This is a genomic window from Gluconobacter sp. Dm-74 (assembly GCF_018256135.1).
Classification (GTDB): Bacteria; Pseudomonadota; Alphaproteobacteria; order Acetobacterales; family Acetobacteraceae; genus Gluconobacter; species Gluconobacter cadivus.
The window spans coordinates 90,142-115,249 of the sequence record NZ_JAERLX010000010.1 but is presented as its reverse complement, the minus strand read 5'-3'; the positions used below and the strand labels follow the sequence as shown (position 1 = coordinate 115,249).

The following is a 25,108-nucleotide window of genomic DNA, read 5'->3' as shown; positions in this document are numbered from 1 at the left end:
AAACGCAGATCAAAAGATCTCCCAAAAACCGTCAATCAAATCGCCAAAAGCCTGAAATCAGAACCAAGGCACATCAACCAACGGTTCTTCGATCCCTCCACCTGCGAACAGCCAGTCGTATCCGAGAGGCAGTTCTGGAAAGGCTTTCTCACAGCACAGACGTCGATATTTATGTGATTGTACCTGAAGATCCCCTCTGGCTGAATGGCGTATTGCCCGTCGATCCTGTCGCCGGTTTAGAAGAAGGGTTGATCCGGACCTTCAAGCCAAAGTGGAATCGTCGCGGATGCGGAGCGGAATGACTGAAGTGAACGGCTCCGGGATTGACGGCGACTATTCCTCGCGCGACATGAGCCACGTCCGCTTCGAGGAAGCATGAGGCAGCTCTCCCACGTCTGAGATGAGGGCGAAAGCAGCAGGTCCGCTTACGCCTATATGCCGGACATACAGCCTCCCATTCGCCACGCCCCTAAGCGGACAGTCCGCAATCACCATGAACTGATGCCGTTTCCTCCCGCCCGAGCGCATTCTCCGCTCGGCTGCATACATGCAGCCCTTCTGGAGAACGTGTCATGGAACAAGGCATACGCTTCCCATCACCCACCTTGAAAACCCAAACCCCCTGGAACGCTGGCAAAATGGTCGGCGCCAAACGGGCGCTGAAAGAGAAACACGTCTGGGCCATCCGCTTCTGGCTGGTCCATGAGGGCAGGATCCGTGATCGAGCGCTGTTCGATCTTGCCCTCGACAGTAAACTCCGAGGTTGCGATCTCGTGACGCTGCGCATCGGCGATGTCGTTACCAGCGGTCAGATCCGGAGCCGCGCGATGATCGTGCAACAGAAAACCAGGCGTCCGGTTCAATTCGAAATCACGGAAACGACGCGCGAGAGTGTCCGCGCCTGGCTGGAGCATCGTGGTGGCTCACTCCAGGATTTTGTCTTTCCCAGCCGCCTGAGCGCGAAGGCACATTTGAGCACGCGGCAATATGCCCGTTTGCTGGACGAGTGGGTGGAGGCGGTTGGCTTAATCCCCGGCGAATACGGCACGCATTCCATGCGTCGGACGAAAGTCGCGATGATCTATAAGCGCACAGGTAATCTGCGTGCGGTGCAAATCCTGCTGGGTCACACCAAGCTGGACAGCACGGTTCGATATCCGGGTGTCGATGTTGAAGATGCCCTGGCTTTGTCGGAGGCGACGGACCTGTGACGTCTCCTACGTTTGCCGCTTGCTCCCTCCCTATGTGTACATGCTATGATGACACATAGGGAGGGGCACATGAGCGAACAGCTTTCTGGCAGCCAGAGCAAGCCACTGAAAATCGGCGTAAGAGAATTCCGCGGCAATCTGACCGCCTACCTTCGTCAGGCGCGACAAGGTAGCACGATTCTGGTCACGTCCCATGATGAGATCGTGGCCGAACTGCGCCCACCGTCCCCGTCCTATCGTCCCCGTCGCCAGCCAGGTGCGCTGCGCGGGCGGATCAAGCTGAGTGATGATTTCGATCAGACGCCGCAGGATATGCTCGACAGCATGGATGGGGTCCTGTGAAGGTTCTGCTCGACAGCATGGATGGGGTCCTGTGAAGGTTCTGCTCGATACACATGCACTGCTATGGTGGTTGTCAGATTCCGAAAAATTGGGGCCTACATCACGCGAGATCATTGCAGATCCAGCCCATGACATTCTGGTTAGTGTTGTCTCTCTTTGGGAGATTGCTATCAAGATCCGGATCGGGAAGCTGGATGCAGATCTTATCGAGATCACCGATGCTATTCCCACAGAGGGTTTCGCGCTTCTGCAGATTACCCCCGAGCACCTGAAAGTGCTGATGGGCCTACCCATGCATCACCGCGATCCCTTTGATCATCTGCTTATGGCGCAGGCACTGTGTGAACAGGCGTCATTTTTGTCCGGAGATAGCCAGATGACGCATTACTCAATCGAAAGGATAGGCTGTTCATAGCTGTTCGGTTGGTGTCTTAACAAATTACGCATGTTGTCCAGAAAACGGTGGTTCAAATGACACAAGATATTCGCTTCTCTGAACAACGCTTTCCCCGCGTGCGCTTTCGAGCGATTTCCGCCCAGTTTATGGAAAATGGGGTTGTCGCAATCAATATTCGAGTTGACGCTGCAAGATGATGAGATTCGGGGGGCGGCATTACAAACTGGTGCCCCATTTCGACGTGGATCCTGCTACCATCCGAACTTATCGGTGAATGTTATTTGTTGTGCTGCTCGTCCAGACTTTTGTGGCGAAGATCAATCTTACGAGGTGGAGGGATCGAAGAACTGTTTGTTGATGCGATTGTCTGATGATTTTAGTTTTTTGGCGCTTTGATTGAGGGTTTCGGGGGTGACTTTCGCTCTGCGTTTTGAGCAGATCGCGGTCCATCGCCAGTGGGGGACTACGCGCTCGCGTTCAATCTTTCGAGGAAGAGGAAGCGGCGCATGTTGTAGACAATATTGGCAAGGCCGATCCTCATGGTGGCCCGGGTGATACCGACAGTTCGGACGAACAGACCCATTTGCGATTTCTGATCGGCAAAGACATGCTCGACACGAGATCGGACCACCGACTTTCCAGCATTCGATTTCTGGATATGCCGGGGCATAGGTTTGAGATGCGGCTTTTTCCTGTGAACCTTCGAGACAAAGCCCTGCTTGTCCATGAAGTCCTCATTGGCTTTCGAGCGATACGCTGTATCAGCCCAGACGCTTGAGGCCGTATTGGTTTTATCCAGAAGGCCCTCGCGCAGTCTGGCACCATCACTGGCAGCAGCATCCGTTGTCTTCCATTTCCGGATGAACCGGAACTTCCGGTCGATGGAAACATGGGACTTGTAGCCAAAGAACGGAATGGCGAGGTCCGTGGCTGGGATCGTCCCGTCATCCTGCCGCTTCGCTTTGGTAAACTTTAGTGTCCAGCGCGCATGACGGTCCTTATGCGACAGCTTTGCGGGTTTGTCCTGCCAATCTTCAGGAATACGCCCTGCCCGGAGGTCAGCTTTCTCAGCGTTCGTATTGCGCTGCTTTGGGGCGGCTACCAATGTCGCATCCAGGATCTGGCCGGACATTGGCAGATAACCGGCGGTCCGCAGAGTGGCATCAAACCGGTCAAACAGTCTTTCAATAGCTCCCGCCTGGGCCAGACGCTCACGGAACAGCCAGACCGTTTTGGCATCAGGTACCCGGTCCGACAGTCCCAAACCGAGGAAACGCATGAAGGACAGGCGGTCGTTGATCAAATATTCCGTTCGCTCGTCGGACAGATTGTTCAGCGTCTGGATCACCAGAATCTTGAACATCAACACGGGATCAAACGGCGGTCGTCCACCTTTGCTCCCATCTGAATAGGCCAGAGCCTTCTCCAGATCGGGGCGGAACACCTCAAAATCCACAGTCCGGGAAAATGCCTCAAGCTGATCGCCAAGCCCGCTTAACCGGGCCAGCCGCTCTTCAACATCAAAGAAACTCGGCTGCTTCATCTGCCATCATCCCCAATCAACGCAGGAGAGATGGAATCACAGAGGAACCCTCAAATCCAGAAGGTTTTTCGAACCCTCCAGGTCTATAAACCTGATCACGCCAGTCCGAAGAAGCAACCTCGTCGAAACCAACCGAGACCGCATCGTCCGTATAACCCAGAATAGCGGTAACTTGCTGGGTGATCGCATCCGCCAGACGCTGTTTTTGCTGCTCGGATTTACCTGGCCAAAGCTTCACGATGATATGCGGCATTGAGGATTCCTCACCAGGCCTGATTGGCTGGCCCTACTGTAAACTCGTTGATCGTTGTGTCTGCTGGGGCAGAAATCGCAAACGAGACTACGTCGGCAATGCGTTCGGGTGGGATAGCATGCTGATCGTACAGCTTTTGCATGGCTGCAGCCGCCCCGGGATCAGAAATGCCGCCGAGCAATTCAGTTTTCACCGCTGCAGGATAAATCGTGGAGGTACGAATATTGCTACCCTCCATGGCTGACTCCATACGAAGCACCTCCATGAAATCGCGAACGAACCACTTGGTGCCGCCGTAGATCGCGCTGCCAGGGTATGCTTTGAGACCGGCCACTGAGGAAACGGCAATGATCTGACCGTATTTCTGTGCCAGAAAATGAGGCATGGCGGCAGCAACGCCATTCAGAACGCCTTTGATGTTAATGTCGACGGCTGCATTCCATTCGTCTGTCTTCAAGGCGGATACGGGGGCTGTCGGCATCAGACCTGCGTTGAGGAAAATAACATCAAGACGACCGTATTTTTCTTTGGCCATGTTGACCAAAGCCTCATTATCACTCGGCTTCGTTACATCCGTCACGAGGTAGGTCGCTGTGCCGCCCTCGTCTTTGATAGCACTGACAATCTCCTTTAGACGCTCTTCTCTGCGCGCACCCAGGACAACTTTCGCACCCTGCCGTGCCAGAAGCCGCGCCGTCGCTTCGCCAATACCAGAAGATGCACCAGTGATGAGAACAACTTTATCTTTAATCATGATGTGTCACCCGTATAAATATTTGACTTATTGCCCGTATTGGTCGTCAGAGACGTGCTCGAGCCAGTCTACGACTTTCCCATTCTCGACTTCCTGAATCGCGATATGGGTCATGGCCGTCTCTGGAGCGGCGCCATGCCAATTTTTTTCACCTGGTTCGAAGAAAACCACGTCGCCAGGACGGATTTCTTCGACGGGGCCGTCCCATCTCTGTACGCGACCAACGCCTGATGTCACAATAATGGTCTGGCCCAGTGGGTGGGTATGCCAGGCTGTCCGTGCACCCGGTTCAAATGTCACGTTTGCACCCTGAACACGATCGGGAGCGGCGGGGTTGAAAAGCATATCAACCCGGACCGTGCCTGTGAACCAGTCTCCGGGCCCTTTGAAAGACGGCTTGTGACCTACGCGGAAGATTTCCATAAAAATTTCCTGTGTTTCGCTGTCAGGCCGGACGAGGCCTTGTTCCGAACACGATAAGGGATCTTGCTGAACTCGATTAGAGCATATAACGTGCATGAACCTTTGAAATAAGCTCAGCAATGCCACGCGATCATATCAATGAACTGACGGCTTTTCTCGCGGTTGCCAGGGAACGAAGCTTTACGCGAGCCGCTGCCGAGCTCGGTGTCACGCCTTCAGCCTTGAGCCACACGGTGAGAGGACTTGAGGAAAGGCTCGGAGTTCGCCTGCTGTCTAGAACGACCAGAAATGTTGCAACTACCGATGCCGGAGAGCAGCTTCAAAAGCGTGTCGGGCCCCTTCTTGAACAGGTCTCTACCGAACTCGACTCAGTTGCGTCTCTTGGTAGCAAGCCTGCCGGATCAATTCGTATCACATGCACCGATGCGGCCATAGAACTGGTGTTTCGACCTAAACTTCTCGAATTTCTCCAACAATACCCCGACATCAACATCGAATTCAGCATGGATTACGCTTTTGTTGATATCGTTGCAGAACGCTTTGATGCAGGAGTCCGTATCGGGGAAGCCATCGAGAAAGACATGGTCGCGACGCGTGTGGGCCCCGACTGGCGCTTTTGCGTCGTAGGATCACCGGATTATTTTCACCGTCATCTGCCCCCTGCAACGCCTCATGATTTGCGCCGTCATAACTGTATTAATATGCGGATGACGACTGCTGGAGGAAACCTGAAGTGGGAGTTTCGTGAACCGACAGGACGCGAAATCGCATTTCGTGTGGCAGGACAAACAACGTTTAGCAACTCTATGTTGGTCCTCGGTGCTGCTATTGATGGGATTGGGTTGGGCTACGTTCCTTATGATCTGGCAAAGCCCGATATTGAAATGGGACAACTGGTTGAGGTGCTTTCTGAATGGAGCTTAGAGTGTGAAGGCCCCTATCTGTATTATCCCAGCAGGCGATTACACTCACCAGCTTTTGCAGCGTTGGTAGAAGCCATGAGATATCATCTTCCTGTTTCTTAGAAATAATACCGTCATAACTGAGGAACAAATTTTTAAGGGATTTGCGCCATCTTCCATAGCGTGTCGCGTATCCAGCAGTGCGCCTGATCGTCTCCGTAGGATCCATGCCAGATCATGTCGATCCTGACATCTGTGAGTGCTACAGGAGGCGGACTGGTCGTAAGATTGAAGATCTTTGCCAGCATTTGCGCAGGGCGGCTGTGCATGGTCGCTATCACGGGAGCCTGCACGAGCAAAGGAGCAACGCTCATAAATCTTGGCGTTGTCAGGGCAATTGAGCGGCTCAATCCCAGGAGCGCCAAGGCCTTATCAACCACACCATGCTCCCCAGGTCGCAAGCTTGTCAGCAGATGTGGGAATTTAAGAAAATCGTCGAGAGAAAGTGGTGTTTTTAATTTTGTGATATGAGAATTGAAGAGAACCAGATATTCATCCCGCATTAAAAGACGGCTTTTATGGTGGGTTTGTGCACCACTGAAGGGTCCTATACTAATCGCGAGATCGATTTTGTTTTCATCTAGCGTATTGAGGACGGATTCAGGATCAACGTTATGTAGGCGCAGGCGAATTCCTGGAGCCTTTTCCTGAAGGTACGCTAGAAATCGAGGCATCAGAAGCATTTCGATACTGTCTGGGACTGCAATCCTGAAAAGACGTTCAGCTGTGGCTGGATCAAATGGTGTTTCACGCCCTAACAAAGCCTGAAGACTACTGAGGGCCTCTCGCACGGGTAGGCGGAGAGCTTCTGCGCGCGGGGTGCGTCGCATGCCGCCCGCATGTCGTGTCAACAGTTCGTCTCCAAAAAGAGTTCGAAGACGCCCTAAATTATGGCTCATGGCAGATTGGCCGATCCCCATCAGCTTTCCAGCTTTTGTCACACTTCCCGTTTCCAGAAGAGCATCCAGAGCGATCAGAAGATTCAAATCGAGCCCAGCCAAATTGATATGATCGATACCCACCATTGACCTCATTTGTTTGTTTGATCCTGGCTGTTCTCTTATCTTCTGGCAACGGCTCTGGGGCAGATAAGCCAGTCAATCAAAAAGAATCAGGGGAGGGGAAGCATGGCGTTTATATCGCCCGATACGAAGGCTGTTTCCGACGCTCTGTCGACAATCGTGACTGAGATTTCTCATGCCTTACACTCTGTACGTATTGAGAACTGTAAAAGGGCAGCACGCATGATCGCATCTGCGCCGCGCCTGTATTTTGCAGGTGCCGGTCGCAGTGGCATTGGGATGGGAATGAACGCAATGAGGTTCATGCATCTCGGACTGAAGGTCCACATGCTGTCTGAATCAACGGCACCGGCCGTAAGTTACGGAGATGTCGTAATTATTCCGTCAGGATCCGGGAGCACGGACAGTATGCTCGCGATCGCTCGTAAAGTGGTCCGTGCGGAAGCAGATGTGATTGCCCTGACCACAGCAGCGGACAGTCCCTTGAGCCAGATCGCGACTGTCTCGATCATCATAGATGCTGCTGGGAAGCAAAGTTCACATAGAGGATCCACGGTTCAGTACGCCGGGTCGCTGTTCGAACAGGCGGCCATTCTGGTTCTGGACAGCCTCTTTCATGCCATCTGGCAGGCCAACCACCTCGAAAAGGACGTGCTTTGGGCCCGTCACGCAAATTGGGAATAATGTCATGAAACTTCAGATTGCTTTGGATCTTCTGCGCACGCGAGATGCTCTCCTTCTGCTGGGAAAGGTTGCGCCATATGTTGATATTATCGAAATTGGTACACCGCTCGTCAAAGCAGAGGGTTTAGCGGTTCTCAGGGCTATCAAGACTGCTTATCCAGAGAAAGAACTCTTCGCAGATTATAAAACAATGGATGCCGGGGAGCTTGAAGCCACCATGGCGTTTGAAGCGGGGGCTGACTCCGTTGGCGTGCTGGCCCTTGCGAACGATGCTACGATCGCAGGTGCCGTTAAAGCCGGACATACGTATCAAAAACGGGTCGTTGCTGATTTGATTGGTGTGCCTCCACAGAACCGTCTCTCCCGGATTTCCGAACTAAAAGATCTGGGGGTTTCTCACGTCGAACTCCATGCGGGATTGGATGAGCAATCTTTACCTGGGTACAGCATTGTTGATCTGCTCAAGACAATTTCCGGAAGCGTGCTTCCATTCGCCGTAGCGGGTGGGATCAATGCTTCTACAATCGTGACAGTTCGGGATGCAGGTGCCGAAGTTGCTATCGTGGGAGGGGGAATCTATGGCGCGGAGGATCCTCAGGACGCAGCCCGAAGACTGCGCAGTGCCATCAAATGAAGCAATAAAATAATTAAGGAGCTGAACATGAAGTCACGGGCTGCTGTTGCTTTTGAAGCAGGGAAACCGCTTGAAATTGTCGAAATTGATGTTGCGCCTCCCCGTAAAGGAGAGGTGCTCATTCGGATAACGAATACTGGCGTCTGTCATACAGATGCGTTCACCCTGTCAGGCAATGATCCGGAGGGGCTTTTCCCAGTTGTGCTGGGGCACGAGGGCGCTGGCATTGTCGTCGAGGTTGGCGAAGGTGTCACAAGTGTTGCCCCAGGAGATCATGTGATCCCGCTTTACACGGCGGAGTGTGGGAAATGCGAGTTTTGTCTGTCTGGGAAAACCAATCTTTGCATTGCTGTTCGTGCCACTCAGGGCAAAGGTGTGATGCCTGACGGAACAACGCGTTTTTCGTATAATGGTCAGCCTCTGTATCATTATATGGGCTGCTCGACGTTTAGCGAATATACGGTTGTTGCAGAAGTTTCGTTGGCTAAGATCAATCCTGAGGCCAATCCCGAACACGTCTGCCTTTTAGGGTGCGGTGTCACGACGGGTATTGGCGCAGTGCATAATACAGCCAATGTTCAGCCGGGGGATTCCGTTGCGATCTTCGGCCTGGGCGGTATTGGTCTTGCTGCGGTTCAAGGGGCACGGCAGGCGAAAGCAGGGCGCATTATTGCCATTGACACCAATCCGGAAAAATTTGCGTTAGCACGCCAGTTTGGTGCTACAGACTGCTTGAACCCCAAAGATTTTGATCGGCCAATTCATGAGGTGCTGATCGAGATGAGTGGCTGGGGCATCGATCACACATTCGAGTGTATTGGCAATGTCCATGTCATGCGCTCAGCCTTGGAGGCCGCGCATCGTGGATGGGGACAGTCTATTATTATTGGTGTCGCCGGAGCGGGGCAGGAAATCTCGACACGTCCGTTTCAACTGGTTACAGGACGTGTCTGGAAAGGCTCTGCTTTCGGCGGTGTCAAGGGACGTTCCCAGCTTCCGACTATGGTCGAAGACGCTATGAAGGGGGATATTGAACTTGCGCCCTTCGTCACGCACACGATGCATCTGGATCAGATTAACAAGGCTTTTGATCTCATGCATGAAGGAAAATCTATTCGGTCAGTTATTCACTTCCATTGAGGGAATAGGTGGACCCGTCTGTCCGGACAATTTCGGGCTTGAATAAGCTAGAGGGTTCGAAAATCCCTCTGGTTTTGAGTTTATCTGTGTGATTCCATTTCTCCTGAATTGATTGAGGGCGTGGATGATGAAGCAGTCTGGTTTGTTTGATGTTGAAGAGCGGCTTGCCCGGTTGAGCGGGCTTGGTGATCAGCTCGAAGCCTTTTCCCAGATTGTGGATTTTGCAGTGTTCCGTCCTGATCTGGAGGAGGCTCTGGCCTATTCCGATGGAAGCACGGGCGGACGATAGCCTGTCGTCCATGCGCTTCCTTGGGCTGGGGCTTTCAGATCGTGTTCTTGATGCCAAAACGGTCTGGCTGTTCCGTGAGTGCCTGACGCAGATGGGAGCGATCGAGGGTCTGTTCAATCGCTTTGATACAACCCTGCGGAACGCAGGCTCTCTGCCGATGTCAGGCCAGATCCTGGATGCAGCATTGATAGCCGCTCCAAAGCAGCGCAATACGAACACTGAGAACGCCGACCTCCGGGCAGGACGTATCCTCGATGACTGGCAGGACAAGCCGGCAAAGCTGTCGCACAAGGATCGTCATGCGCGCTGGACACTGAAGTTCATGAAGGCGAAGCGGCAGGATGACGGGACGATCCCCACAACGGATCTGGCCACTCCATATCCAGCGGTCCAATGCAGGAAAGTCCGTGATCCGATCCCGCGTCGAGCACGTCTTTGCCGATCAGAAATCACAGACAGGGCTGTTCGTCCGAACTTTCGATATTACCCGGGCCACCATGAGGATCGGGCTCGCCAATATCGTCTACAACATGCGCCGCTTCCTCTTCCTGGAGCCGATCAACGCGAGCGCGTAGTCATCCAGCGGGTAACAGCCCCCAATCTGCTCAAAATGCAGACCGGATGCCATCGCAGAATCAGAACCAAGGCACATCAACAAACGGTTCTTCGATCCCTCCATATGGACAACAGCCCAAAGTATTTCGCGAAAGCCAGATCCGCGAGCTTGAACAACGGATTGAAATCGTTATCGCAGAGGCAGAAGAACTCTCCGCCAAAGCACAGCTTCTCCGTTCCATTCCTGGTATCGGCCCGGTATCAGTCGTCATGCTTCTCGCAGAAATGCCAGAGCTCGGCCGCATGACAGCGACAGAAGCCGCTGCCATGACCGGACTTGCGCCAATGGCTCACGATAGTGGTGCAATGTGCGGAAAACGTGTCATTTCAGGGGAAGGAAGATCTCTCCACCACGTGCTGTTCCAGGCAGGATTAACAGCTGCCTGCCATAATCCTGTTCTGAAAGCTGCCGCCGAACGCATGAAACAGCGGGGTAAACCACATAAACTGATGATCGTCGCTATCGCACGGCGTCTCGTCACAATCGCTATCCTCAAAACCGGAGTGCCATAGCGCATTAGCTCCGCCGCTTAGACACAGTTGCGGGTTTATTTATATCCTTGAAATAATTTCGACAAAATTACACGGTTTGTGATTGCTATCTAGCTGATATTTTAAAATATCATCCCACCCATCTTTGACTGCGCCTGGTGATCCGGGAAGCGCAAATAGTAATTTCCCACGGGACACTCCCGCCATGGATCTAGATTGTATTGTAGAGGTCCCTATCTTTTTATAAGACAACATTCGAAACAGCTCTCCAAAACCGGGAATGTATTTATCTAAAACCAGATCGAATGCTTCCGGAGTGACATCTCGTTTGGTTAATCCAGTTCCTCCTGTGGTAATTATAACATCAACATCCTTATTATCGATCATGATATTGAGCGCGTCAGTAATTCGATTGATATCATCTATTTCAATCGACCTAGCCGCAAGAACGTGCCCTGCCTCCATGACTCTGTCGGCCAAGATCTTACCAGAAATGTCGGTTTCTAAATTCCGGCTATCTGAAATAGTCAGAATGGCAATCCGAACGGGTATAGAGTTGTTCAAGTTATTATCTTTCCACTTTTATTCCGGACGCGACTTTAGCTTCCCCGTCTCAAGTTCATCAGCAAGAGCATCAGCGTGATACACCGTCCTCAATGCAGCCATGATGGCACTTGTATCCGTGGAAACAGCACGATTGCGCTCGATGTCGTAATAAAGATCGCCCGCCAGGCTATCGAGGTTACCGTCAAAAATCAGGCCAACGACATCGCCTTGACGGTTAATAACAGGGGAGCCTGAATTGCCGCCGACAATGTCATTGGTCGACACATAATCAAGCTTCGTAGAGAGGTTTAGATGTGGCTTCGCATCCAACCAGACTTGCGGCAGACGGAACGGATCACTGCCCGTTGCATGTTTGTACATCCCTGCAAAATCCGTGAAGGGTGCAATGACCTTTGCGCCATCCTGGAAGCCTTTAACTGTGCCGTAAGATAGTCGCGGCGAGAACGTGGCATCCGGATAAAGTGTATCTGCCTTTCCTTCTGCCTGAGCACGCGCGAACTGGGCCCGTGCAATCGTACCCTGGGCTTCGTGCATCGGTGCTTCAATCTGGTCACGGCTGCGATTGCGGATCGTGTCCAGAACCGGCTCTAAGTGACGTGCCAGAACGATCATTGGATCTTTGGATGATTCAATGGCCTTGACGCCACCTTTGTAAAGCGCGAGACGCTCTGCGGGATCCGCCAGTTTCGTGCCCTGTATCAGTTCTACGGCGCGCTCATCCGGGCTTTTTTTTCCCAGAATCAGATGGACCGCTGCATCATCCTCACCGAGTATCTGGCGCATGGTCGTCATACCTAACGCCAAAGTCGTAGTTTCCAATTCAGTATGCACCGGCACTTTCGCAGCGATCTCGGTTTCAAGTGCGGCTAATTCCGCATCATGGTAACCGGACCGACGCTCTGTATCTGGCTTCTTTCGTTCATGCGCCGCTGACACCAGCATAACAGCGTCCCCCAGCAGACCATGAACTGTGCGTGTTATGGCAAAATCATGCACATAATACTGACGCTGCACAGCAAGAGCGGCTTCCACTTTTTTGTACGGATCACCATAAGTCTTGCGACGTTCTGCATCTGCGTCAATCCACGCCTGAAGGGCTTGATCTTCCGCCTCGCGCTTTTCTATCACTTCAGGTTCACGCAAAGCCTTTGCTGTACCAGACAGAGATTTCAGTGCGTTCTGAACACCGAAAAGCGTATTTTGTGCGTCAATTAGGTGGGTCTTGCTTTCTCTGGAATACTGCCACAGCGCTCCTTCAAGGGTCGAATAAGCAGCAATAATGGTTGGCAGACTGACATCTCGTTGAAATGCCAATGCGCTGGCCGGAAGGGACCGTTGTGTGCGTCCTGGGTTTCCGGATGTGAAAACCAGATCACCAGCCTTGGGGCCCTTTGGATCGAATTTAAAAAACGGCGTATGAACCGGCTTGCCGTCTTCAAACACCCGCAGCATCGATAGATCAATATCATAACGCGGGAATGTAAAGTTATCGGGATCACCACCAAAGAATGCTATATCCTGATCGGGCGCCATCACGAGACGGATATCCTGATAACGGCGGTAACGATAAAGCGCCGTCTGTCCACCATGATAGAGTGTCACGACATCGCAACGCCAGTGTGAGGCATCACCCAGCGCGCATTCCTTGGTCAGGACACTATTGGCAACCTGCAAAGCTTTGCCATATTCCGCACCATGTTTTCCTGCGGTCATTTCTGCGACACGACCCGTTACATCTTTCACCTGATCCAGACGATCCAGTTCCATCCCCGGACACTGAGGCTCTTTTGAGACCTCTCGAGCCGAGAAACCATCATGGAAATAATCGTGATTTTTGTCAGACAGATCCGTGAGACACGTATTGGCACAATGATGATTTGTCATCACCAAACCATCACCTGATACGAACGAGGCAGAGCAGCCTTCCGCCAAGCGTGCCGAAGACTGAATGACATGGTTAATCCATTCGACAGAGGGTTCAAACCCATATTGCTGCTTCATCTGCCGAATAGGCAAATGATCAAACGTCCACATGCCTTCTTCAGCCTGAGCAGATCCAATAAACGCAGGAATAATTGCAAACAAAATTGATTTTTTTCTCATAAATAAACCCGAATTAAGAACCTTAAAGATACGGAAACATAACTTTACTTGACGTTTTACATTGTAATAATTCCCGTTCCTTGTTTAACGAATTTTAGTATGTTAACTCGCGTCGAAACACTTTATTTTCGGTGGCTATCATTACGTTATAACATCACAAATAACCCGACATCGCAATATTCGTCAAGCATAAGACTAACGTATTCGATCCCGGACTTAAGTTGCGTAGAAATAATCAATAGCCTCTTTGTATATATTGGGATTTCGAAATAGATGTCGGGGCGAAGTCAGAAATGTAGAAATTATTATAAATATTATTCGTATAATCACTTATCCCAATGATATCTAACAACCAAAGAAATCGTGTCGATAAGCTAAAAGACTTGTGCCAAACGAGACTCCGATGCTTTGGCGATTAAATTGATAGCGGATTCCATGTCCAACATTGGTGTTTCTGATCTTCCATATTCCCGGATAGACACGGTGCCTGCCTGTGCTTCCTTCTTCCCGACGATCAGCAACATGGGTACTTTCGCGAGGCTGTGTTCGCGGATTTTGTAAGCGATTTTTTCATTGCGCAAATCGGGCTCTGCTCGGACTCCACGTTGGCGGAGCGCTTTAATCAGATCGACTGCGTAATCGTCTGCAGCGCCGGTGATTGTTGCCACCACGACCTGAATGGGTGCAAGCCAGAAAGGCAGGTGGCCGGCATGGTGTTCAAGGAGAATGCCGATGAAACGTTCAAGCGAACCGAACAGGGCGCGATGCAGCATGACGGGCGGATGTTTTTCTCCATCCGCGCCAATATAATGCGCGTCCAGACGCTGAGGCAGATTGAGATCGACCTGAACGGTACCGCACTGCCAGTCCCGGCCGATTGCATCACGCAGTACGAACTCCAGCTTGGGACCGTAAAAAGCGCCTTCTCCTGGATTGCGTGTGTAGGAGAGGCCTGAAGCTTCGACCCCGCGCTGTAACGCTTCCTCCGAGCGATCCCAGATCTCGTCCGATCCGACACGTTTGTCAGGCCGGTCGGAAAATTTGATACGGACATCTTCAAAACCGAAGTCCTTATAGATCGAAAGCACGAGATGGCAGATCCGCTGCGTCTCGGCCTCCATCTGTTCCGGTGTGCAGAAAATATGTGCGTCATCCTGCGTGAATGCACGTACGCGCATCAGGCCATGCAACGCTCCTGACGGTTCAAAGCGATGGACTTTGCCGAATTCGGCCATCCGCAGGGGCAGGTCGCGATAGCTCTTCAGGCCTTGGCGGAAAACCTGCACACCACCGGGGCAATTCATAGGCTTGAGGGCGTAGGTACGGCCTTCGGTTTCAGTGGTGAACATGCTCTCCCCGAATTTTTCCCAATGGCCAGAGGCCTGCCAGAGCGACAGATCCATGATGTCGGGCGTATTGATCTCCACATAGTTCTCGGCCTTCTGACGTTCGCGCAGATAAGCGAGCAGGGTCTGGAACAGTGTCCAGCCGTTCGGATGCCAGAACACCGCGCCTGGAGCTTCGGCCTGGAAATGGAACAGATCCATCTCGCGGCCGAGACGACGATGATCACGCCGTGCTGCTGCTTCCTGACGCTGCTCCCACGCGGCGAGTTCGTCGGCATCACGACAGGCCGTTCCGTGAATCCTCTGCAGCATTGGATTGCTTCGATCACCTTTCCAATAGGCACCAGCCGTACCGAGAAGTCGAAAGGCGTGTCCGATCTGTCCTGTGCTGACGAGATGTGGCCCTCGGCAGAGATCGACGAAGTCGCCTTGTCGATAAAAGCTCAGGGTGGCATCAGCAGGCAGGGACATGATGATCTCGGCCTTGTAGGGCTGTCCATTCTCCCGGCACCAGGCAAGTGCTCTCTCGCGATCCCACTCCTCCCGGATGATCGGCTCGTCCCGGTCGACGATCTCGTGCATCCGTGCGTCGATCCGAGCGATGTCATCATCGGTGAAAGCGTGCTCAGCGGCGAAATCGTAGAAAAATCCCTGTTCCGTGGCGGGCCCTGTCGCAAGCGCGGTGCCGGGATACAACTCACTGACGGCTTGTGCCAGAACATGGGCCGTGTCGTGACGGATCAGGGAAAGCGCATCGGCGTCCGACCGGAAGACAGGGTCAGCCCGTTGGTCACCAGTTGTGGAGGAAAGATCGCTGATAATGCCGTTCACACGGCAGGCGAGCATATCCTTTGGTGGGTGGGATGAAGGACGGGAAGAGATGGTGGTCGGTAACATGAGAGAGCCTTAACGGAGAAGAGCGGCGAGGGGGCGCGGTTCATTTGGGCGCGCGTGTCGGAAGCTTGTGCTTTTGTTGTGTCGGCAAGAAAGACGGGCAGACGCTGCATCGTGCGCAGACGCCCTGAACTTCGATGACCCGATGCCGGACCTGAAATCCAAGGGTCTCGGCCGCAGCGTCGATCAATTGACAGGATAGCGTATTTTCCACCGCTTGCGCGGCACCACATCGATCGCAGATACAGTAGACGAGGTGAGAGGGATCGTTTGCCCAGATCCGCACGAAGGCATTTCGACTTTCGAGCCGTCCCACTAACCCGCTGGCAATCAGCTTTCCGAGAGCCCGGTAAATTGTAGTCGGAGCAATCCGCGGGCAATTCGAATGACTGACACACCGTAGGATGTCGTAAGCCGAAAGTGGGACGTTTGCCTTCGTCAGCACGTCGAGTACATCATTCCGTAAAGACGTGGTCCGCCTTTTGAAGGCATCGCAACCTTGACGTGCGTCGCGAGACGGCGGCATGACACGCTCTATCATCGGGAAATTGTATCCATCACGAGGACCGGCCCAGGCCTTGCACCGTTTGCGATATTTGCCGGGAGACGATGAAGGCATCCGAGTTTGCCTTCAGCCGCCCCTTTAATGAACACTACTGCGAACGGTGTCAGGGTACTGACAATACCACTCTTTGGATTTTGGCTGCCGCACCACTCTGGTCCAGCGCTTCCATAGGCGCAGATCAGCCGAAGTGCATCGGGGGGCAACTCGAACGCAGTCTCCCCACGGGATGGCGTTATTAGCTGGATGTGCTGCCGGACGCCTCCTGTCAGCGCACCGAACAGTGCGGACAAGTCCCTGACATCAGTCAGGATGAGGGGAGACCAGTCCTGATGTAAAGCCGGGTTTACAAGGGAATCTGCGATTTCCGAAGGTGTGCCGGCGAGAGTGAGAGCAGATGGGGCTTGTGAGCAGTTTGTGAGAGTTCCTTCCCATGTTGCCGGAATCCGGCGCCCCCACACGACCATATCGACATCCGGTCGCTGCAGATCCATCACGACTGTCGCGTGGGCACAGGCGACCACATGCGGTGCAAGACGGCCCAGAGTACTGTTTTCCGGTGGGTCGATTGTTGGCGCGGGCCAGCTCTCAATGAATAGCATGGCGCCGAGACTTTCCTTCGGCGCGCGCGCGGGTGGAGTCATATCCGTCGAGACAGAATGTTGCTGTGAGGGAGGGGGCATGGTTCCCGAGCTTGACGATAGGTGGCGAACGTCTTTATGGTTACGTTATAACATAACATAGTCAATAGCAGATAAACTTCAATGGACACACTGATGGACGTTCCACGGCAAGTGAGAACCCGGCCGACCCGGGCTCAGGCGGAAGAGGCGGTGCGAACCCTGCTCGCCTGGACCGGTGATGATCCTGATCGCGAGGGGCTTGCCGGTACGCCTGACCGCGTGGTGCGGGCCTATGAGGAGTTTTTCGAGGGATATCATGACGACCCGGTCGCTCTTCTGGAGCGGACCTTCGAAGAGAGCGGTAACTACAACGAGATGGTGGTGCTACGCGATATCCGTCTGGAATCCCATTGCGAGCATCATATCATTCCGCTGATCGGTAAGGCGCATGTGGCGTATCTGCCCGACAAGCGGGTAGTTGGCATCAGCAAGCTGGCGCGTCTCGTGGACGTCTTCGCCCATCGTCTACAGATCCAGGAAAAACTGACGGCCCAGATCGCGGATACAATCCAGGGCGTGCTTCAACCGCGTGGCGTCGCGGTCGTGATCGACGCGGCTCACCAGTGCATGACCACACGCGGAGTACATAAGCCAGGCGTGAGTATGGTGACCAGCCGCCTGCTGGGCGAGTTCGAGACGTCGGAATCTCTGCGGCGCCAGTTCTTCACTATGGCGGGAATGGGTGGCGTGTGATGGGCACAACTGTATCTTCTGTGTCCACGGCATTTGGGTCGCGCGTCTCAATTGAGCAGGTCGAGGAGGGGAGCGATCTCGCCCCACGTTTCGACGCCAGCGGACTGCTGACCGTGGTCACAACGGACGCAGAAAGCGGTGATGTCATGATGGTTGGCGTCATGAACGCAGAGGCGCTCGCACGCACTATCGCAACCCGTGAGGCGCATTACTGGAGCCGGAGCCGTCAGTGTCTCTGGCGAAAGGGCGCCACGAGCGGGCTGGTCCAGCATGTCCTCGAAATGCGGATCGACGACGATCAGGACGCGATCTGGCTGCGCGTTCACACTGCGGGCACAGGAGCGAACTGCCATGTGGGTTATCGAAGCTGTTTTTATCGGCGTGTTGATCTCACTTCTGAGGAAGGCCTTCCGTCATCATCGGCAGCACTCCTCTTTTGCGAAACGCACAAAATATTCGATCCGCTCGCCGTCTATGGCGACGCCCCAAACCCGACAAAGCTTTAGAGGAAAAATCCCCATGGATGACCAACTTCCCGTTACCGTGCTGTCCGGCTTTCTTGGCGCGGGAAAGACGACCTTGCTCAATCACGTACTGAATAACCGCCAGGGCTATAAGGTCGCGGTCATCGTGAATGATATGAGCGAGGTCAACATTGACGCCGCTCTGGTGCGCGAGGGCGGCAGCAATCTGTCGCGTACCGATGAAAAGTTGGTTGAAATGACCAATGGCTGCATTTGCTGCACGCTCCGCGACGATTTGTTGCAGGAAGTACGGAGGCTCGCAGAGGAGCGGAAATTCGATTATCTGCTCATTGAATCTACAGGCATTGCGGAACCGCTGCCCGTAGCCGCAACGTTTGAGTTTCGTGACGAGAGTGGCGTCAGCCTGAGCGATATCGCACGGCTGGATACGATGGTGACGGTCGTTGATGCGGTCAATCTCCTGCGCGATTATTCTTCCAGCGATTTCCTGAAGGATCGGGGTGAAACGGCCGGGGAGGACGACGAGCGTGCCCTGGTCGATCTGCTCGTCCAGCAGATCGAGTTTGCGGATGTCGTGGTGATCAACAAAGTCTCCACCGCTACATCGGATCAGGTTGATGCGGCGAGGCAGATCATTCGTGCGTTGAATTCGGACGCTGATATCATCGAGACCGACATGGGGTCTGTTCCTGTTGAGCAGATCCTGAATACAGGCCGTTTCGATTACGAGAAGGCACATCAGCATCCGTTGTGGTTCAAGGAACTTTACGGCTTTTCCAGCCATGTTCCTGAAACAGACGAATATGGCATCCGTAATTTTGTCTATCGTGCGCGCCGTCCGTTCGAACCAGCGAAATTCCAGGCCTTCCTTGATCGGAACTGGTCTGGCGTCGTACGCGCCAAGGGCCATTTCTGGTTAGCTACGCGCCCGGACTGGGTAGGTGAAATGAGTCAGGCTGGAGCCCTGGTGCGAAGCGAGGCGATGGGGCTGTGGTGGGCTGCGATTCCGAAAAATCAGTGGCCGGATACTGATCAGTGGCGCGACTTCGTATTGGGAAACTGGGATCCGGTCTTCGGCGACCGTCGTCAGGAAATCGTCTTTATCGGCAATGGAGATATGGATGAATCCGGTCTTCGGCAGGAACTTGATGCCTGTCTTGTTCCAGATCTCGGAGACACCGCTTTTGAGCCGTCACGCTATGCACGCCTCCCTGATCCCTTTCCGCTTTGGCGTCGCCAGTCGGAAAGTCTTGAGTCGGCCTGAACGAATTCCCACACGCTATTATTGAGGAATATTTTCATGAAAACCCGAGCTGCAATTGCGTGGGAACCTAACATGCCGCTTGAGATCGATCTGGTTGATCTCGAAGGCCCGAAAGACGGCGAGGTTCTGGTCCGTATCGTGACCACGAGCCTGTGTCATACGGATATGTTTACCCTGTCGGGGCATGATCCGGAAGGACGTTTTCCATGTATTCTCGGTCACGAGGGGGTCGGGATCGTCGAGGATGTGGGTAAAGGTGTTACCTCTGTTGCTCCGGGTGATCATGTCATTCCGCTCTATATTCCCGAAGACCCGAACTGCCCGATGATCCGTTCGGGCAAAACCAATCTCTGCTCGACTATCCGCGAGACACAGGCGCTCGGTCTGATGCCAGACGGCACCAGCCGTTTTTCATACAAGGGCCGCCAGATCTTTCATTACATGGGCACCAGCACGTTCAGCGAATATACCGTGCTGCCCGAAATTGCCGTGGCGAAGATCACCAAAGAGGCGCCGCTTGCGAAAGCCAGCGTCATGGGGTGCGCCGTCCCGACAGGTATGGGAGCCGTGCGGAACGCCGCGAAAGTGGAAGCGGGATCGACTGTGGCCGTCTTTGGTCTCGGTGCGATCGGCATGGCCGTCATTCAGGGGGCTGTCATGGCCGGTGCTGCAAGGATCATCGGCATCGACACCAATCCGGCGAAGTTCCTGCTGGCCCGAAATCTGGGGGCGACCGATCTCGTCAATCCGACCGATCATACCGATCCAATCCAGAAAGTTATCGTGGAGATGACGGGTGGCGGCGTGGATTATTCCTTTGAGGCGATCGGTCGGGTCGATGTCATGCGAGCGGCCCTTGAGTGTTGCCATAAAGGCTGGGGTGAATGCACAGTCATCGGTGTCGCTGGGGCTGGCGAGGAGATCTCGACGCGGCCTTTCCAGCTGATCACGGGACGGGTCTGGCGGGGCACGGCCTTTGGGGGTGTAAAAGGGCGTTCGCAGTTACCCGGTATGGTCGATGAATGGCTGGCGGGGAAGTTTAGCGTTGACCCTTACATCACCCACAACATGACTCATGACCGGATCAATACGGCATTTGATCTTCTGCATCGGGGAGAGGCCATTCGCTCTGTCATGCATTATCAGCCGGGCGAAACCATGTCGAATGACCTACCTGGCAAAATTCTGACCGATCTTTAAGGAGACGAAATGTGGCTATGCTGAGACCAAATCCACGTGGTGATTTCCCCGTAGTTTCTGAAAGCGCCTTTATCGACCCGACCGCGATCCTGTGCGGTCATGTGATTGTCGAGGACGATGTCTTCATCGGTCCCTATGCCGTTATTCGCGCCGATGAAGCCGATGAAGACGGCCATGTCGAGCCCATCCGGATCGGGAGTGGGTCGAACATTCAAGACGGTGTGGTCATCCACTCAAAAGATGGCGCGGCCGTGACGATCGGGTCGCGCACGTCCATTGCACATCGCTCGATCATTCACGGTCCCTGCGCTGTTGGAGACGAGGTATTCATAGGCTTCAATTCCGTGATCTTCAACTGCACGGTCGAACGGGGTTGCGTGGTAAGGCATAACTCCGTTGTCGAAGACTGCGTCTTGCCGGAGCAGTTTTATATTCCGTCCACGACAACAATTCATTCGAATACAGATCTATTGACGATTACGCAGGTCACTCAGGATGCGACGGCATTTTCTGAGAGCGTCGCGGAGATGAATGTTAGTCTGGCACACTCCTATCGACGTATAGCCAATCAACTTTAAAACTTCCGTCAAGGGACGCAATTAAAGAGGTACGAACCAATTTTGGCTGAATGGGGACCTTATTCTCCTGGAAAAACCGGAGGGTTTTTAGAGCCCTCCGGTTTGTCGGTTCGGTGAACACCACGGGCGCCAGGAAATCCAGTTGGAACCGCATATCTGGCGATCATCTGCTAAGTGGACACTATCGTACCATGAGCAGTGGCCCACGAGGTTTTGCCTGACACGCCAGGATGTAGCCCGCCTTCTTGTCTGCCGCCGATAGACCGACTTCGCAACCGGTTGTGATGGTGCCTTTTATGAGCTTGACTTTGCAGTGTAGGTTGTGCCCGATAGCGAGAAGCTGATCGGATATTCCTTGGTGTCCGGCAGGTTATCTCCGTGCGACAGAACGCCGCCGAACGATTCACAGGCGATCCGTTCAGGTGAAGTCCCGAGTTCATCACACAATACAAGCGCCGCGGCGACCATAGCAACTGGGCCGCAAATACGCATATGATGATCGGCTATAAAACGGAAGGGAAGCCGTTCACCTACCAGCGGGCGTCGTCTGAACGAACGGATATCTGGCGTTTCGGCTCGCACGTGAATGATATACATGGTGCCCGCTCAGAATCCTGCGGGGCGTTTGTTTTCTTCCAACGCCGTGCATGCCGCTGCATTGTTATACGTTGTAACGATATCGTTCAGTGCGATCCTTGTGTTAACGCCGGTGCGTGCAGACCGAGTATTGATCGCTACACGAAAAAAATGATTAAAGCGCGCGGGATTAGACCATGCCGGCTGCGTCCGGCGCCTGTACTCTGCGAAGCGGCGGGCAAAAGCATTGTCTCTCTGACCAGTTAGCGGATCGCGAGACGGCACGACACAACGCTGACAGGGGTTTATTCCCAACCACTCTGTGCCACCAAGGTGAAACTCGACTTCGTCTCCAAGTCCTCCGAACAGTGCATCTTCCCAAAAAGCCGGGACGCCCCCGATCTCGATATTGGTCCGAAAGCGGGCCCGAACTTGCTCGACTGGCAACCCGAACCATATTCCAATCGTCTCTAGCGTCGCAACGCTGATGATAGTCGGACCAGGCGAATCCGTATCATCAGGATGTCCCGTAGTGGTATCCGCCCGAAGGTGGACTGGAAAACCGAAAAACCGACTTAGCCATGCCTCTATTGGTCTTGCAGTGCCATCAAGATTGAACAGAACAGTAGGCAGACCTCGACCAGAGTCATCTCGTAGGCTTACGGTCCGTTTATCAAGATCGAAACCAGCGCGGATGCGATGAATCTCTGCGTGGTTCTTGCCGTTAACCACACGCCCCTGTGCGTCAAATAGAGCCCAGCACCGGTCGTCTGCCAAGGCCCCGCTAGTAAGAACCCGCGCATTTGTGACTTCCACCGGATCCAATGATTTAATCGGAAAGATCAGAATGCGGGAGATAAACGGAACCGATCTGGTCATTTTTCATAATCTCGCGAGGAAATTTCAGATGTTAGAAACTATGTTGGAGCGGCGGATCTAATACGTCATGGCAGCCTTGTTTTGAGGACTGTATTGGTGATTGCAATGAGACGCCGTACGATAGCGACGATCACCAGTTTGTGTGGTTTACCCGATTGTTTCATGGGTTTGGAAACATCTTTCAGAAGGGTTTATGGCACGCAGTTGCCAATCCTGCCTGAAACAGGGGCTGACGGAGAAATCTTCCTCCCCTTGAAATGACACGTTTTCTATGCATCACGCCATTGTCATGAGCCATTGGTGCAAGTCCGGCCATGGCAGAGGCTTCTGTTGCCAGAATACGATCAAGTCCTGGCATTTCAAACGGATAGTGTTTCTTTTTCTAACTGATCCTGGCCACTCGGCCCCTCTGTTCTGACGTCGACATCCAAGGCTTGAATCACATCAGACCGATTTTCCAAACAGACTCTCAAGCCGTCGATGCCCGCCCGAGCCTGATCTTATACGGAAAAATGGAATAAGCGCTTGAATATAAGTGAGCGTTCACTTACCTTACTTCCGTAAGGAGAACCCATGCCGACCTCACGCCGTTCCAGATTGTCCGCGACTGACCGCAAGCAGGCCATCCTGTCCGCTGCAGCTCCCATTTTCGCCCGGCTCGGTCGGGACGGTGCGACGACCAAGGAAATCGCCAGAGCCGCTGGTGTTTCCGAAGCTTTGCTTTATCGGCACTTTACCAGCAAGGACGTGCTTTATGCGGCGCTTGAAACTCACTGCGTTGAAGCGAATGCAGTTGGCAGCCGTATTCTCGCCGAGGTGACGCCTTCAACTGAAACACTGGTCATGGGTGTCGCCATACTCGTGCACGCAGTGTTTCCCGGTATTGGCGATGCGCAGTCTCACGAAGACACCAAACGCCTTGTGACGGCCAGCCTGCTTGGCGATGGCCAGTTCGCAAAGGCGTTCCTCGACCAGCATGTAAAGCCGTGGGTCAGCGTTTTTTCGCAATCATTCAGGGCGGCTCAAGACGCGGGAGACGTCGAATCTGGCATTCATATCGGTCATGCAGAGATATGGTTCGTCCATCATCTAGCGAATACTTTGCATCTCATCAGCCTGCCCGACATCACGGTCGTTGAATACGGCATCACACGAGACAAGCTGGTCGAGAACACTATCCGGTTTCTGTTGCGCGGGCTCGGCCTCCAGAACGCCGTCATAGACCGGCATTACGACCCGAAAAAACTCAAGATGATCATTATATCAATGGATCAGAAAATATGATGGAACCGATCAGGACTATAGGCGTCATCGGTGCAACGGGGCGGCTTGGCGCGCCAGTTGCAGCGGAACTGGCAAAACATTTTCAGGTGAGGGCAATCGTTCGTTCGCCAGACAAAGCTCGGAGGATACTGCCGCCTAATGTCGAAATCGCCCAGGCAGATCTGCGGGACATTGCGGGGTTGCACAAGGCGCTCGACGGGGTGGATGCGCTCTATCTCAACCTTGCGACCGACACGGCGGATTTGACGCTTCCCTTCTACGAAGAGAGGGAGGGTGTGCGGAACTTGATGAGCGCCATCAAAGGGTTGAATATTAATTATATTGCTAAAATCGGTGCTCTGGGCGCCTATCCTCCCGCGCTCAACACTATCAGACATAACATCGTGCCCAATATTATTCGGATGGAAGGGCACAAAATCATCGCGGATTCCGGTATTCGTCATACGTTTTTCGCGCCGACCCATTTCATGGACCTGCTCCCAAATATGATCAGCGGTCGAGCGCTCCAGTGGATCGGGAATACACACATCAAAATCTGGTGGATCAGCTCCGCCGATTATGCGCGCTGGGTGATTGAGGCGTTTCAGAATCCTGAGGGAATGCCTGTACATTGCCCCGTACAGGGGCCGGAAGCGATCTCCGTCAGGCAGGCGCTGGAGCGGTTTGTCCGAAATTATGATCCGACACTTAAAATTCGCGTGGCTCCACTTTGGATCATGCGGATGATCGGTCTTTTTAATCCGAAAATGAAGTTCGTCGCGCATTTGTTTGCGTATTTCGGGGATCACGAAGATCCGTTCTATGCCGAAAAAATCTGGCAGGAACTGGGCAAGCCCACAACGACGCTCGAGATGTTCGCGCAGGAGCTGCGGCAAAGTCGGCATTTACAACAAGGCGCGAAATGAGCGGGTCAGGGAATAAAGCGATGATCACACCTAAATGTCTGAAAGACGGCCAAACAGGACGGGTCATGCCGGTCGTAGACTTTAATCGCTGTGAGGGAAAAGACGCCTGCGTCGCCGTATGTCCTTACGACGTGTTTGAAGTGCGCAAGATCGATCCGTCCGATTATCGCGATCTTTCATTTGTGGGCAAAATCAAGAGCTATGTCCACGGAGGGATGGTCGCCTATACCCCGCATGCTGATCAATGCCGTGCTTGTGGTTTGTGTGTGAAAGCATGTCCTGAGCGCGCAATCAAATTGGTAAAAATTTGACGTTCATACAAAGATGA

At 53.4% G+C, this 25,108-nt stretch carries 29 protein-coding genes and 2 pseudogenes; 18 read left to right on the top strand and 13 right to left on the bottom strand.

The features are described 5' to 3' along the window. The 4 genes and pseudogenes from JK208_RS13245 to JK208_RS13230 form a co-directional block, all read left to right on the top strand. Positions 1 to 302, top strand: a pseudogene (locus JK208_RS13245) (hypothetical protein); the annotation flags it as partial. 270 nt (positions 303 to 572) lie between these two features. Then, entirely contained in the window at positions 573 to 1,211 is a 639-nt protein-coding gene (locus JK208_RS13240) for a tyrosine-type recombinase/integrase (RefSeq protein WP_077804043.1), read from the top strand. Positions 1,212 to 1,256: 45 nt separating this feature from the next. After that, positions 1,257 to 1,553 (top strand): type II toxin-antitoxin system Phd/YefM family antitoxin, encoded by a 297-nt coding sequence (locus JK208_RS13235; RefSeq protein ID WP_167369413.1) that lies wholly within the window; start codon positions 1,257 to 1,259, stop codon positions 1,551 to 1,553. A gap of 31 nt (positions 1,554 to 1,584) precedes the next feature. Then, positions 1,585 to 1,968, top strand: a complete 384-nt coding sequence (locus JK208_RS13230; protein ID WP_077804044.1) for a type II toxin-antitoxin system VapC family toxin — start codon at positions 1,585 to 1,587, stop codon at positions 1,966 to 1,968. A 445-nt stretch (positions 1,969 to 2,413) separates the two neighbouring features. Here JK208_RS13230 and JK208_RS13225 read toward each other — a convergent pair whose 3' ends face one another. From JK208_RS13225 to JK208_RS13210, 4 genes are read right to left on the bottom strand one after another with little or no spacing between them, the layout of a single operon-like run. Next, positions 2,414 to 3,493: an IS5 family transposase gene (locus JK208_RS13225; protein ID WP_194268042.1), complete on the bottom strand. Its 1,080-nt coding sequence runs from the start codon at positions 3,491 to 3,493 to the stop codon at positions 2,414 to 2,416. Between the two features lie 16 nt (positions 3,494 to 3,509). After that, complete coding sequence (locus JK208_RS13220) at positions 3,510 to 3,746, bottom strand: tautomerase family protein (protein ID WP_235993403.1); 237 nt, start codon at positions 3,744 to 3,746, stop codon at positions 3,510 to 3,512. Positions 3,747 to 3,756: 10 nt separating this feature from the next. Beyond that, entirely contained in the window at positions 3,757 to 4,500 is a 744-nt protein-coding gene (locus JK208_RS13215; protein ID WP_086649792.1) for an SDR family oxidoreductase, read from the bottom strand. A 27-nt stretch (positions 4,501 to 4,527) separates the two neighbouring features. Then, positions 4,528 to 4,923 carry a cupin domain-containing protein gene (locus JK208_RS13210; protein ID WP_194268040.1) on the bottom strand — a complete coding sequence of 132 codons (396 nt, stop codon included), beginning with the start codon at positions 4,921 to 4,923 and terminating at the stop codon, positions 4,528 to 4,530. A gap of 119 nt (positions 4,924 to 5,042) precedes the next feature. Between JK208_RS13210 and JK208_RS13205 the strand changes: the two genes are divergently transcribed. Then, the gene (locus tag JK208_RS13205; protein WP_077804047.1) at positions 5,043 to 5,948 is read left to right on the top strand and encodes a LysR family transcriptional regulator; all 906 of its coding nucleotides are present in this window, start codon (positions 5,043 to 5,045) and stop codon (positions 5,946 to 5,948) included. A gap of 32 nt (positions 5,949 to 5,980) precedes the next feature. Here JK208_RS13205 and JK208_RS13200 read toward each other — a convergent pair whose 3' ends face one another. Continuing rightward, entirely contained in the window at positions 5,981 to 6,910 is a 930-nt protein-coding gene (locus JK208_RS13200) for a LysR family transcriptional regulator (RefSeq protein WP_077804231.1), read from the bottom strand. 102 nt (positions 6,911 to 7,012) lie between these two features. Between JK208_RS13200 and hxlB the strand changes: the two genes are divergently transcribed. The 5 genes and pseudogenes from hxlB (at position 7,013) to JK208_RS13175 (ending at position 10,782) form a co-directional block, all read left to right on the top strand. Beyond that, a complete protein-coding gene (gene hxlB / locus JK208_RS13195) occupies positions 7,013 to 7,591 on the top strand; it encodes a 6-phospho-3-hexuloisomerase (protein WP_077804048.1) in 579 nt (192 codons plus the stop codon). A 4-nt stretch (positions 7,592 to 7,595) separates the two neighbouring features. After that, positions 7,596 to 8,225: a 3-hexulose-6-phosphate synthase gene (hxlA, locus tag JK208_RS13190; protein ID WP_099287725.1), complete on the top strand. Its 630-nt coding sequence runs from the start codon at positions 7,596 to 7,598 to the stop codon at positions 8,223 to 8,225. Between the two features lie 27 nt (positions 8,226 to 8,252). Next, the gene (locus tag JK208_RS13185; RefSeq protein WP_077804050.1) at positions 8,253 to 9,365 is read left to right on the top strand and encodes an S-(hydroxymethyl)glutathione dehydrogenase/class III alcohol dehydrogenase; all 1,113 of its coding nucleotides are present in this window, start codon (positions 8,253 to 8,255) and stop codon (positions 9,363 to 9,365) included. Between the two features lie 124 nt (positions 9,366 to 9,489). Further along, positions 9,490 to 10,229, top strand: a pseudogene (locus tag JK208_RS13180) (transposase). Positions 10,230 to 10,275: 46 nt separating this feature from the next. Beyond that, positions 10,276 to 10,782 carry a transposase gene (locus JK208_RS13175; protein ID WP_235993402.1) on the top strand — a complete coding sequence of 169 codons (507 nt, stop codon included), beginning with the start codon at positions 10,276 to 10,278 and terminating at the stop codon, positions 10,780 to 10,782. A 39-nt stretch (positions 10,783 to 10,821) separates the two neighbouring features. On the opposite strand, the gene moaB is transcribed toward JK208_RS13175, so the two are convergent. The 5 genes from moaB to JK208_RS13150 all read right to left on the bottom strand — a co-directional run bounded on the left by moaB (position 10,822) and on the right by JK208_RS13150 (position 16,835). Beyond that, entirely contained in the window at positions 10,822 to 11,325 is a 504-nt protein-coding gene (gene moaB, locus JK208_RS13170) for a molybdenum cofactor biosynthesis protein B (protein WP_077804051.1), read from the bottom strand. Positions 11,326 to 11,343: 18 nt separating this feature from the next. After that, on the bottom strand, positions 11,344 to 13,431 hold the full coding sequence (locus JK208_RS13165; RefSeq protein ID WP_077804052.1) for a S46 family peptidase: 2,088 nt from the start codon (positions 13,429 to 13,431) through the stop codon (positions 11,344 to 11,346). Positions 13,432 to 13,805: 374 nt separating this feature from the next. Continuing rightward, positions 13,806 to 15,608, bottom strand: coding sequence for a threonine--tRNA ligase (gene thrS, locus JK208_RS13160; RefSeq protein ID WP_371818978.1), 1,803 nt, complete (start codon positions 15,606 to 15,608; stop codon positions 13,806 to 13,808). A gap of 106 nt (positions 15,609 to 15,714) precedes the next feature. Further along, positions 15,715 to 16,197, bottom strand: a complete 483-nt coding sequence (locus JK208_RS13155; RefSeq protein ID WP_232309385.1) for a Fur family transcriptional regulator — start codon at positions 16,195 to 16,197, stop codon at positions 15,715 to 15,717. A gap of 11 nt (positions 16,198 to 16,208) precedes the next feature. Next, complete coding sequence (locus JK208_RS13150; RefSeq protein ID WP_167369414.1) at positions 16,209 to 16,835, bottom strand: DUF1826 domain-containing protein; 627 nt, start codon at positions 16,833 to 16,835, stop codon at positions 16,209 to 16,211. A gap of 174 nt (positions 16,836 to 17,009) precedes the next feature. Here JK208_RS13150 and folE point away from each other — a divergent pair, with 174 nt between their 5' ends. From folE to JK208_RS13125, 5 genes are read left to right on the top strand one after another with little or no spacing between them, the layout of a single operon-like run. After that, positions 17,010 to 17,609, top strand: a complete 600-nt coding sequence (gene folE / locus JK208_RS13145) for a GTP cyclohydrolase I FolE (RefSeq protein ID WP_233142725.1) — start codon at positions 17,010 to 17,012, stop codon at positions 17,607 to 17,609. Next, positions 17,609 to 18,115 (top strand): phosphoribosyl-AMP cyclohydrolase, encoded by a 507-nt coding sequence (hisI, locus tag JK208_RS13140; protein ID WP_149026849.1) that lies wholly within the window; start codon positions 17,609 to 17,611, stop codon positions 18,113 to 18,115. Before folE ends, hisI begins: the two co-directional genes overlap by 1 nt. Before the next feature lie 13 nt (positions 18,116 to 18,128). Further along, positions 18,129 to 19,358, top strand: coding sequence for a zinc metallochaperone GTPase ZigA (gene zigA / locus JK208_RS13135; RefSeq protein WP_211576429.1), 1,230 nt, complete (start codon positions 18,129 to 18,131; stop codon positions 19,356 to 19,358). 36 nt (positions 19,359 to 19,394) lie between these two features. After that, positions 19,395 to 20,558 carry an S-(hydroxymethyl)glutathione dehydrogenase/class III alcohol dehydrogenase gene (locus JK208_RS13130; protein WP_077804059.1) on the top strand — a complete coding sequence of 388 codons (1,164 nt, stop codon included), beginning with the start codon at positions 19,395 to 19,397 and terminating at the stop codon, positions 20,556 to 20,558. 17 nt (positions 20,559 to 20,575) lie between these two features. Then, positions 20,576 to 21,136, top strand: a complete 561-nt coding sequence (locus tag JK208_RS13125) for a carbonate dehydratase (protein WP_077804060.1) — start codon at positions 20,576 to 20,578, stop codon at positions 21,134 to 21,136. Positions 21,137 to 21,430: 294 nt separating this feature from the next. Here JK208_RS13125 and JK208_RS13120 read toward each other — a convergent pair whose 3' ends face one another. The 3 genes from JK208_RS13120 to JK208_RS13110 all read right to left on the bottom strand — a co-directional run bounded on the left by JK208_RS13120 (position 21,431) and on the right by JK208_RS13110 (position 22,868). Next, positions 21,431 to 21,733 (bottom strand): hypothetical protein, encoded by a 303-nt coding sequence (locus tag JK208_RS13120; RefSeq protein ID WP_063904072.1) that lies wholly within the window; start codon positions 21,731 to 21,733, stop codon positions 21,431 to 21,433. Positions 21,734 to 21,742: 9 nt separating this feature from the next. Beyond that, the gene (locus tag JK208_RS13115) at positions 21,743 to 22,591 is read right to left on the bottom strand and encodes an MOSC domain-containing protein (protein ID WP_063904071.1); all 849 of its coding nucleotides are present in this window, start codon (positions 22,589 to 22,591) and stop codon (positions 21,743 to 21,745) included. A 181-nt stretch (positions 22,592 to 22,772) separates the two neighbouring features. After that, a complete protein-coding gene (locus JK208_RS13110) occupies positions 22,773 to 22,868 on the bottom strand; it encodes a hypothetical protein (protein WP_232309402.1) in 96 nt (31 codons plus the stop codon). 296 nt (positions 22,869 to 23,164) lie between these two features. Between JK208_RS13110 and JK208_RS13105 the strand changes: the two genes are divergently transcribed. From JK208_RS13105 to JK208_RS13095, 3 genes are read left to right on the top strand one after another with little or no spacing between them, the layout of a single operon-like run. Next, positions 23,165 to 23,875 (top strand): TetR/AcrR family transcriptional regulator, encoded by a 711-nt coding sequence (locus JK208_RS13105; protein ID WP_077804062.1) that lies wholly within the window; start codon positions 23,165 to 23,167, stop codon positions 23,873 to 23,875. Beyond that, positions 23,872 to 24,780 (top strand): SDR family oxidoreductase, encoded by a 909-nt coding sequence (locus tag JK208_RS13100; protein ID WP_211576426.1) that lies wholly within the window; start codon positions 23,872 to 23,874, stop codon positions 24,778 to 24,780. The genes JK208_RS13105 and JK208_RS13100 overlap by 4 nt, the downstream gene beginning before the upstream one ends. A 20-nt stretch (positions 24,781 to 24,800) precedes the next feature. After that, positions 24,801 to 25,091 carry a ferredoxin family protein gene (locus tag JK208_RS13095; protein ID WP_064275570.1) on the top strand — a complete coding sequence of 97 codons (291 nt, stop codon included), beginning with the start codon at positions 24,801 to 24,803 and terminating at the stop codon, positions 25,089 to 25,091. Positions 25,092 to 25,108 lie beyond the last annotated feature (17 nt).

What these genes read in the sequence shown, in the direction of transcription:
- JK208_RS13240 (WP_077804043.1), top strand. Translation starts at nt 573, where the DNA reads ATGGAACAAGGCATACGCTTCCCATCACCCACCTTGAAAACCCAAACC.
- JK208_RS13235 (WP_167369413.1), top strand. Translation starts at nt 1,257, where the DNA reads ATGATGACACATAGGGAGGGGCACATGAGCGAACAGCTTTCTGGCAGC.
- JK208_RS13225 (WP_194268042.1), bottom strand. Translation starts at nt 3,493, where the DNA reads ATGAAGCAGCCGAGTTTCTTTGATGTTGAAGAGCGGCTGGCCCGGTTA.
- JK208_RS13220 (WP_235993403.1), bottom strand. Translation starts at nt 3,746, where the DNA reads ATGCCGCATATCATCGTGAAGCTTTGGCCAGGTAAATCCGAGCAGCAA.
- JK208_RS13215 (WP_086649792.1), bottom strand. Translation starts at nt 4,500, where the DNA reads ATGATTAAAGATAAAGTTGTTCTCATCACTGGTGCATCTTCTGGTATT.
- JK208_RS13210 (WP_194268040.1), bottom strand. Translation starts at nt 4,923, where the DNA reads ATGGAAATCTTCCGCGTAGGTCACAAGCCGTCTTTCAAAGGGCCCGGA.
- JK208_RS13205 (WP_077804047.1), top strand. Translation starts at nt 5,043, where the DNA reads ATGCCACGCGATCATATCAATGAACTGACGGCTTTTCTCGCGGTTGCC.
- JK208_RS13200 (WP_077804231.1), bottom strand. Translation starts at nt 6,910, where the DNA reads ATGGTGGGTATCGATCATATCAATTTGGCTGGGCTCGATTTGAATCTT.
- hxlB (WP_077804048.1), top strand. Translation starts at nt 7,013, where the DNA reads ATGGCGTTTATATCGCCCGATACGAAGGCTGTTTCCGACGCTCTGTCG.
- hxlA (WP_099287725.1), top strand. Translation starts at nt 7,596, where the DNA reads ATGAAACTTCAGATTGCTTTGGATCTTCTGCGCACGCGAGATGCTCTC.
- JK208_RS13185 (WP_077804050.1), top strand. Translation starts at nt 8,253, where the DNA reads ATGAAGTCACGGGCTGCTGTTGCTTTTGAAGCAGGGAAACCGCTTGAA.
- JK208_RS13175 (WP_235993402.1), top strand. Translation starts at nt 10,276, where the DNA reads ATGCCATCGCAGAATCAGAACCAAGGCACATCAACAAACGGTTCTTCG.
- JK208_RS13165 (WP_077804052.1), bottom strand. Translation starts at nt 13,431, where the DNA reads ATGAGAAAAAAATCAATTTTGTTTGCAATTATTCCTGCGTTTATTGGA.
- JK208_RS13155 (WP_232309385.1), bottom strand. Translation starts at nt 16,197, where the DNA reads ATGCCGCCGTCTCGCGACGCACGTCAAGGTTGCGATGCCTTCAAAAGG.
- JK208_RS13150 (WP_167369414.1), bottom strand. Translation starts at nt 16,835, where the DNA reads ATGCTATTCATTGAGAGCTGGCCCGCGCCAACAATCGACCCACCGGAA.
- folE (WP_233142725.1), top strand. Translation starts at nt 17,010, where the DNA reads ATGGACGTTCCACGGCAAGTGAGAACCCGGCCGACCCGGGCTCAGGCG.
- hisI (WP_149026849.1), top strand. Translation starts at nt 17,609, where the DNA reads ATGGGCACAACTGTATCTTCTGTGTCCACGGCATTTGGGTCGCGCGTC.
- zigA (WP_211576429.1), top strand. Translation starts at nt 18,129, where the DNA reads ATGGATGACCAACTTCCCGTTACCGTGCTGTCCGGCTTTCTTGGCGCG.
- JK208_RS13130 (WP_077804059.1), top strand. Translation starts at nt 19,395, where the DNA reads ATGAAAACCCGAGCTGCAATTGCGTGGGAACCTAACATGCCGCTTGAG.
- JK208_RS13125 (WP_077804060.1), top strand. Translation starts at nt 20,576, where the DNA reads ATGCTGAGACCAAATCCACGTGGTGATTTCCCCGTAGTTTCTGAAAGC.
- JK208_RS13120 (WP_063904072.1), bottom strand. Translation starts at nt 21,733, where the DNA reads ATGTATATCATTCACGTGCGAGCCGAAACGCCAGATATCCGTTCGTTC.
- JK208_RS13115 (WP_063904071.1), bottom strand. Translation starts at nt 22,591, where the DNA reads ATGACCAGATCGGTTCCGTTTATCTCCCGCATTCTGATCTTTCCGATT.
- JK208_RS13110 (WP_232309402.1), bottom strand. Translation starts at nt 22,868, where the DNA reads ATGCATAGAAAACGTGTCATTTCAAGGGGAGGAAGATTTCTCCGTCAG.
- JK208_RS13105 (WP_077804062.1), top strand. Translation starts at nt 23,165, where the DNA reads ATGCCGACCTCACGCCGTTCCAGATTGTCCGCGACTGACCGCAAGCAG.
- JK208_RS13100 (WP_211576426.1), top strand. Translation starts at nt 23,872, where the DNA reads ATGATGGAACCGATCAGGACTATAGGCGTCATCGGTGCAACGGGGCGG.
- JK208_RS13095 (WP_064275570.1), top strand. Translation starts at nt 24,801, where the DNA reads ATGATCACACCTAAATGTCTGAAAGACGGCCAAACAGGACGGGTCATG.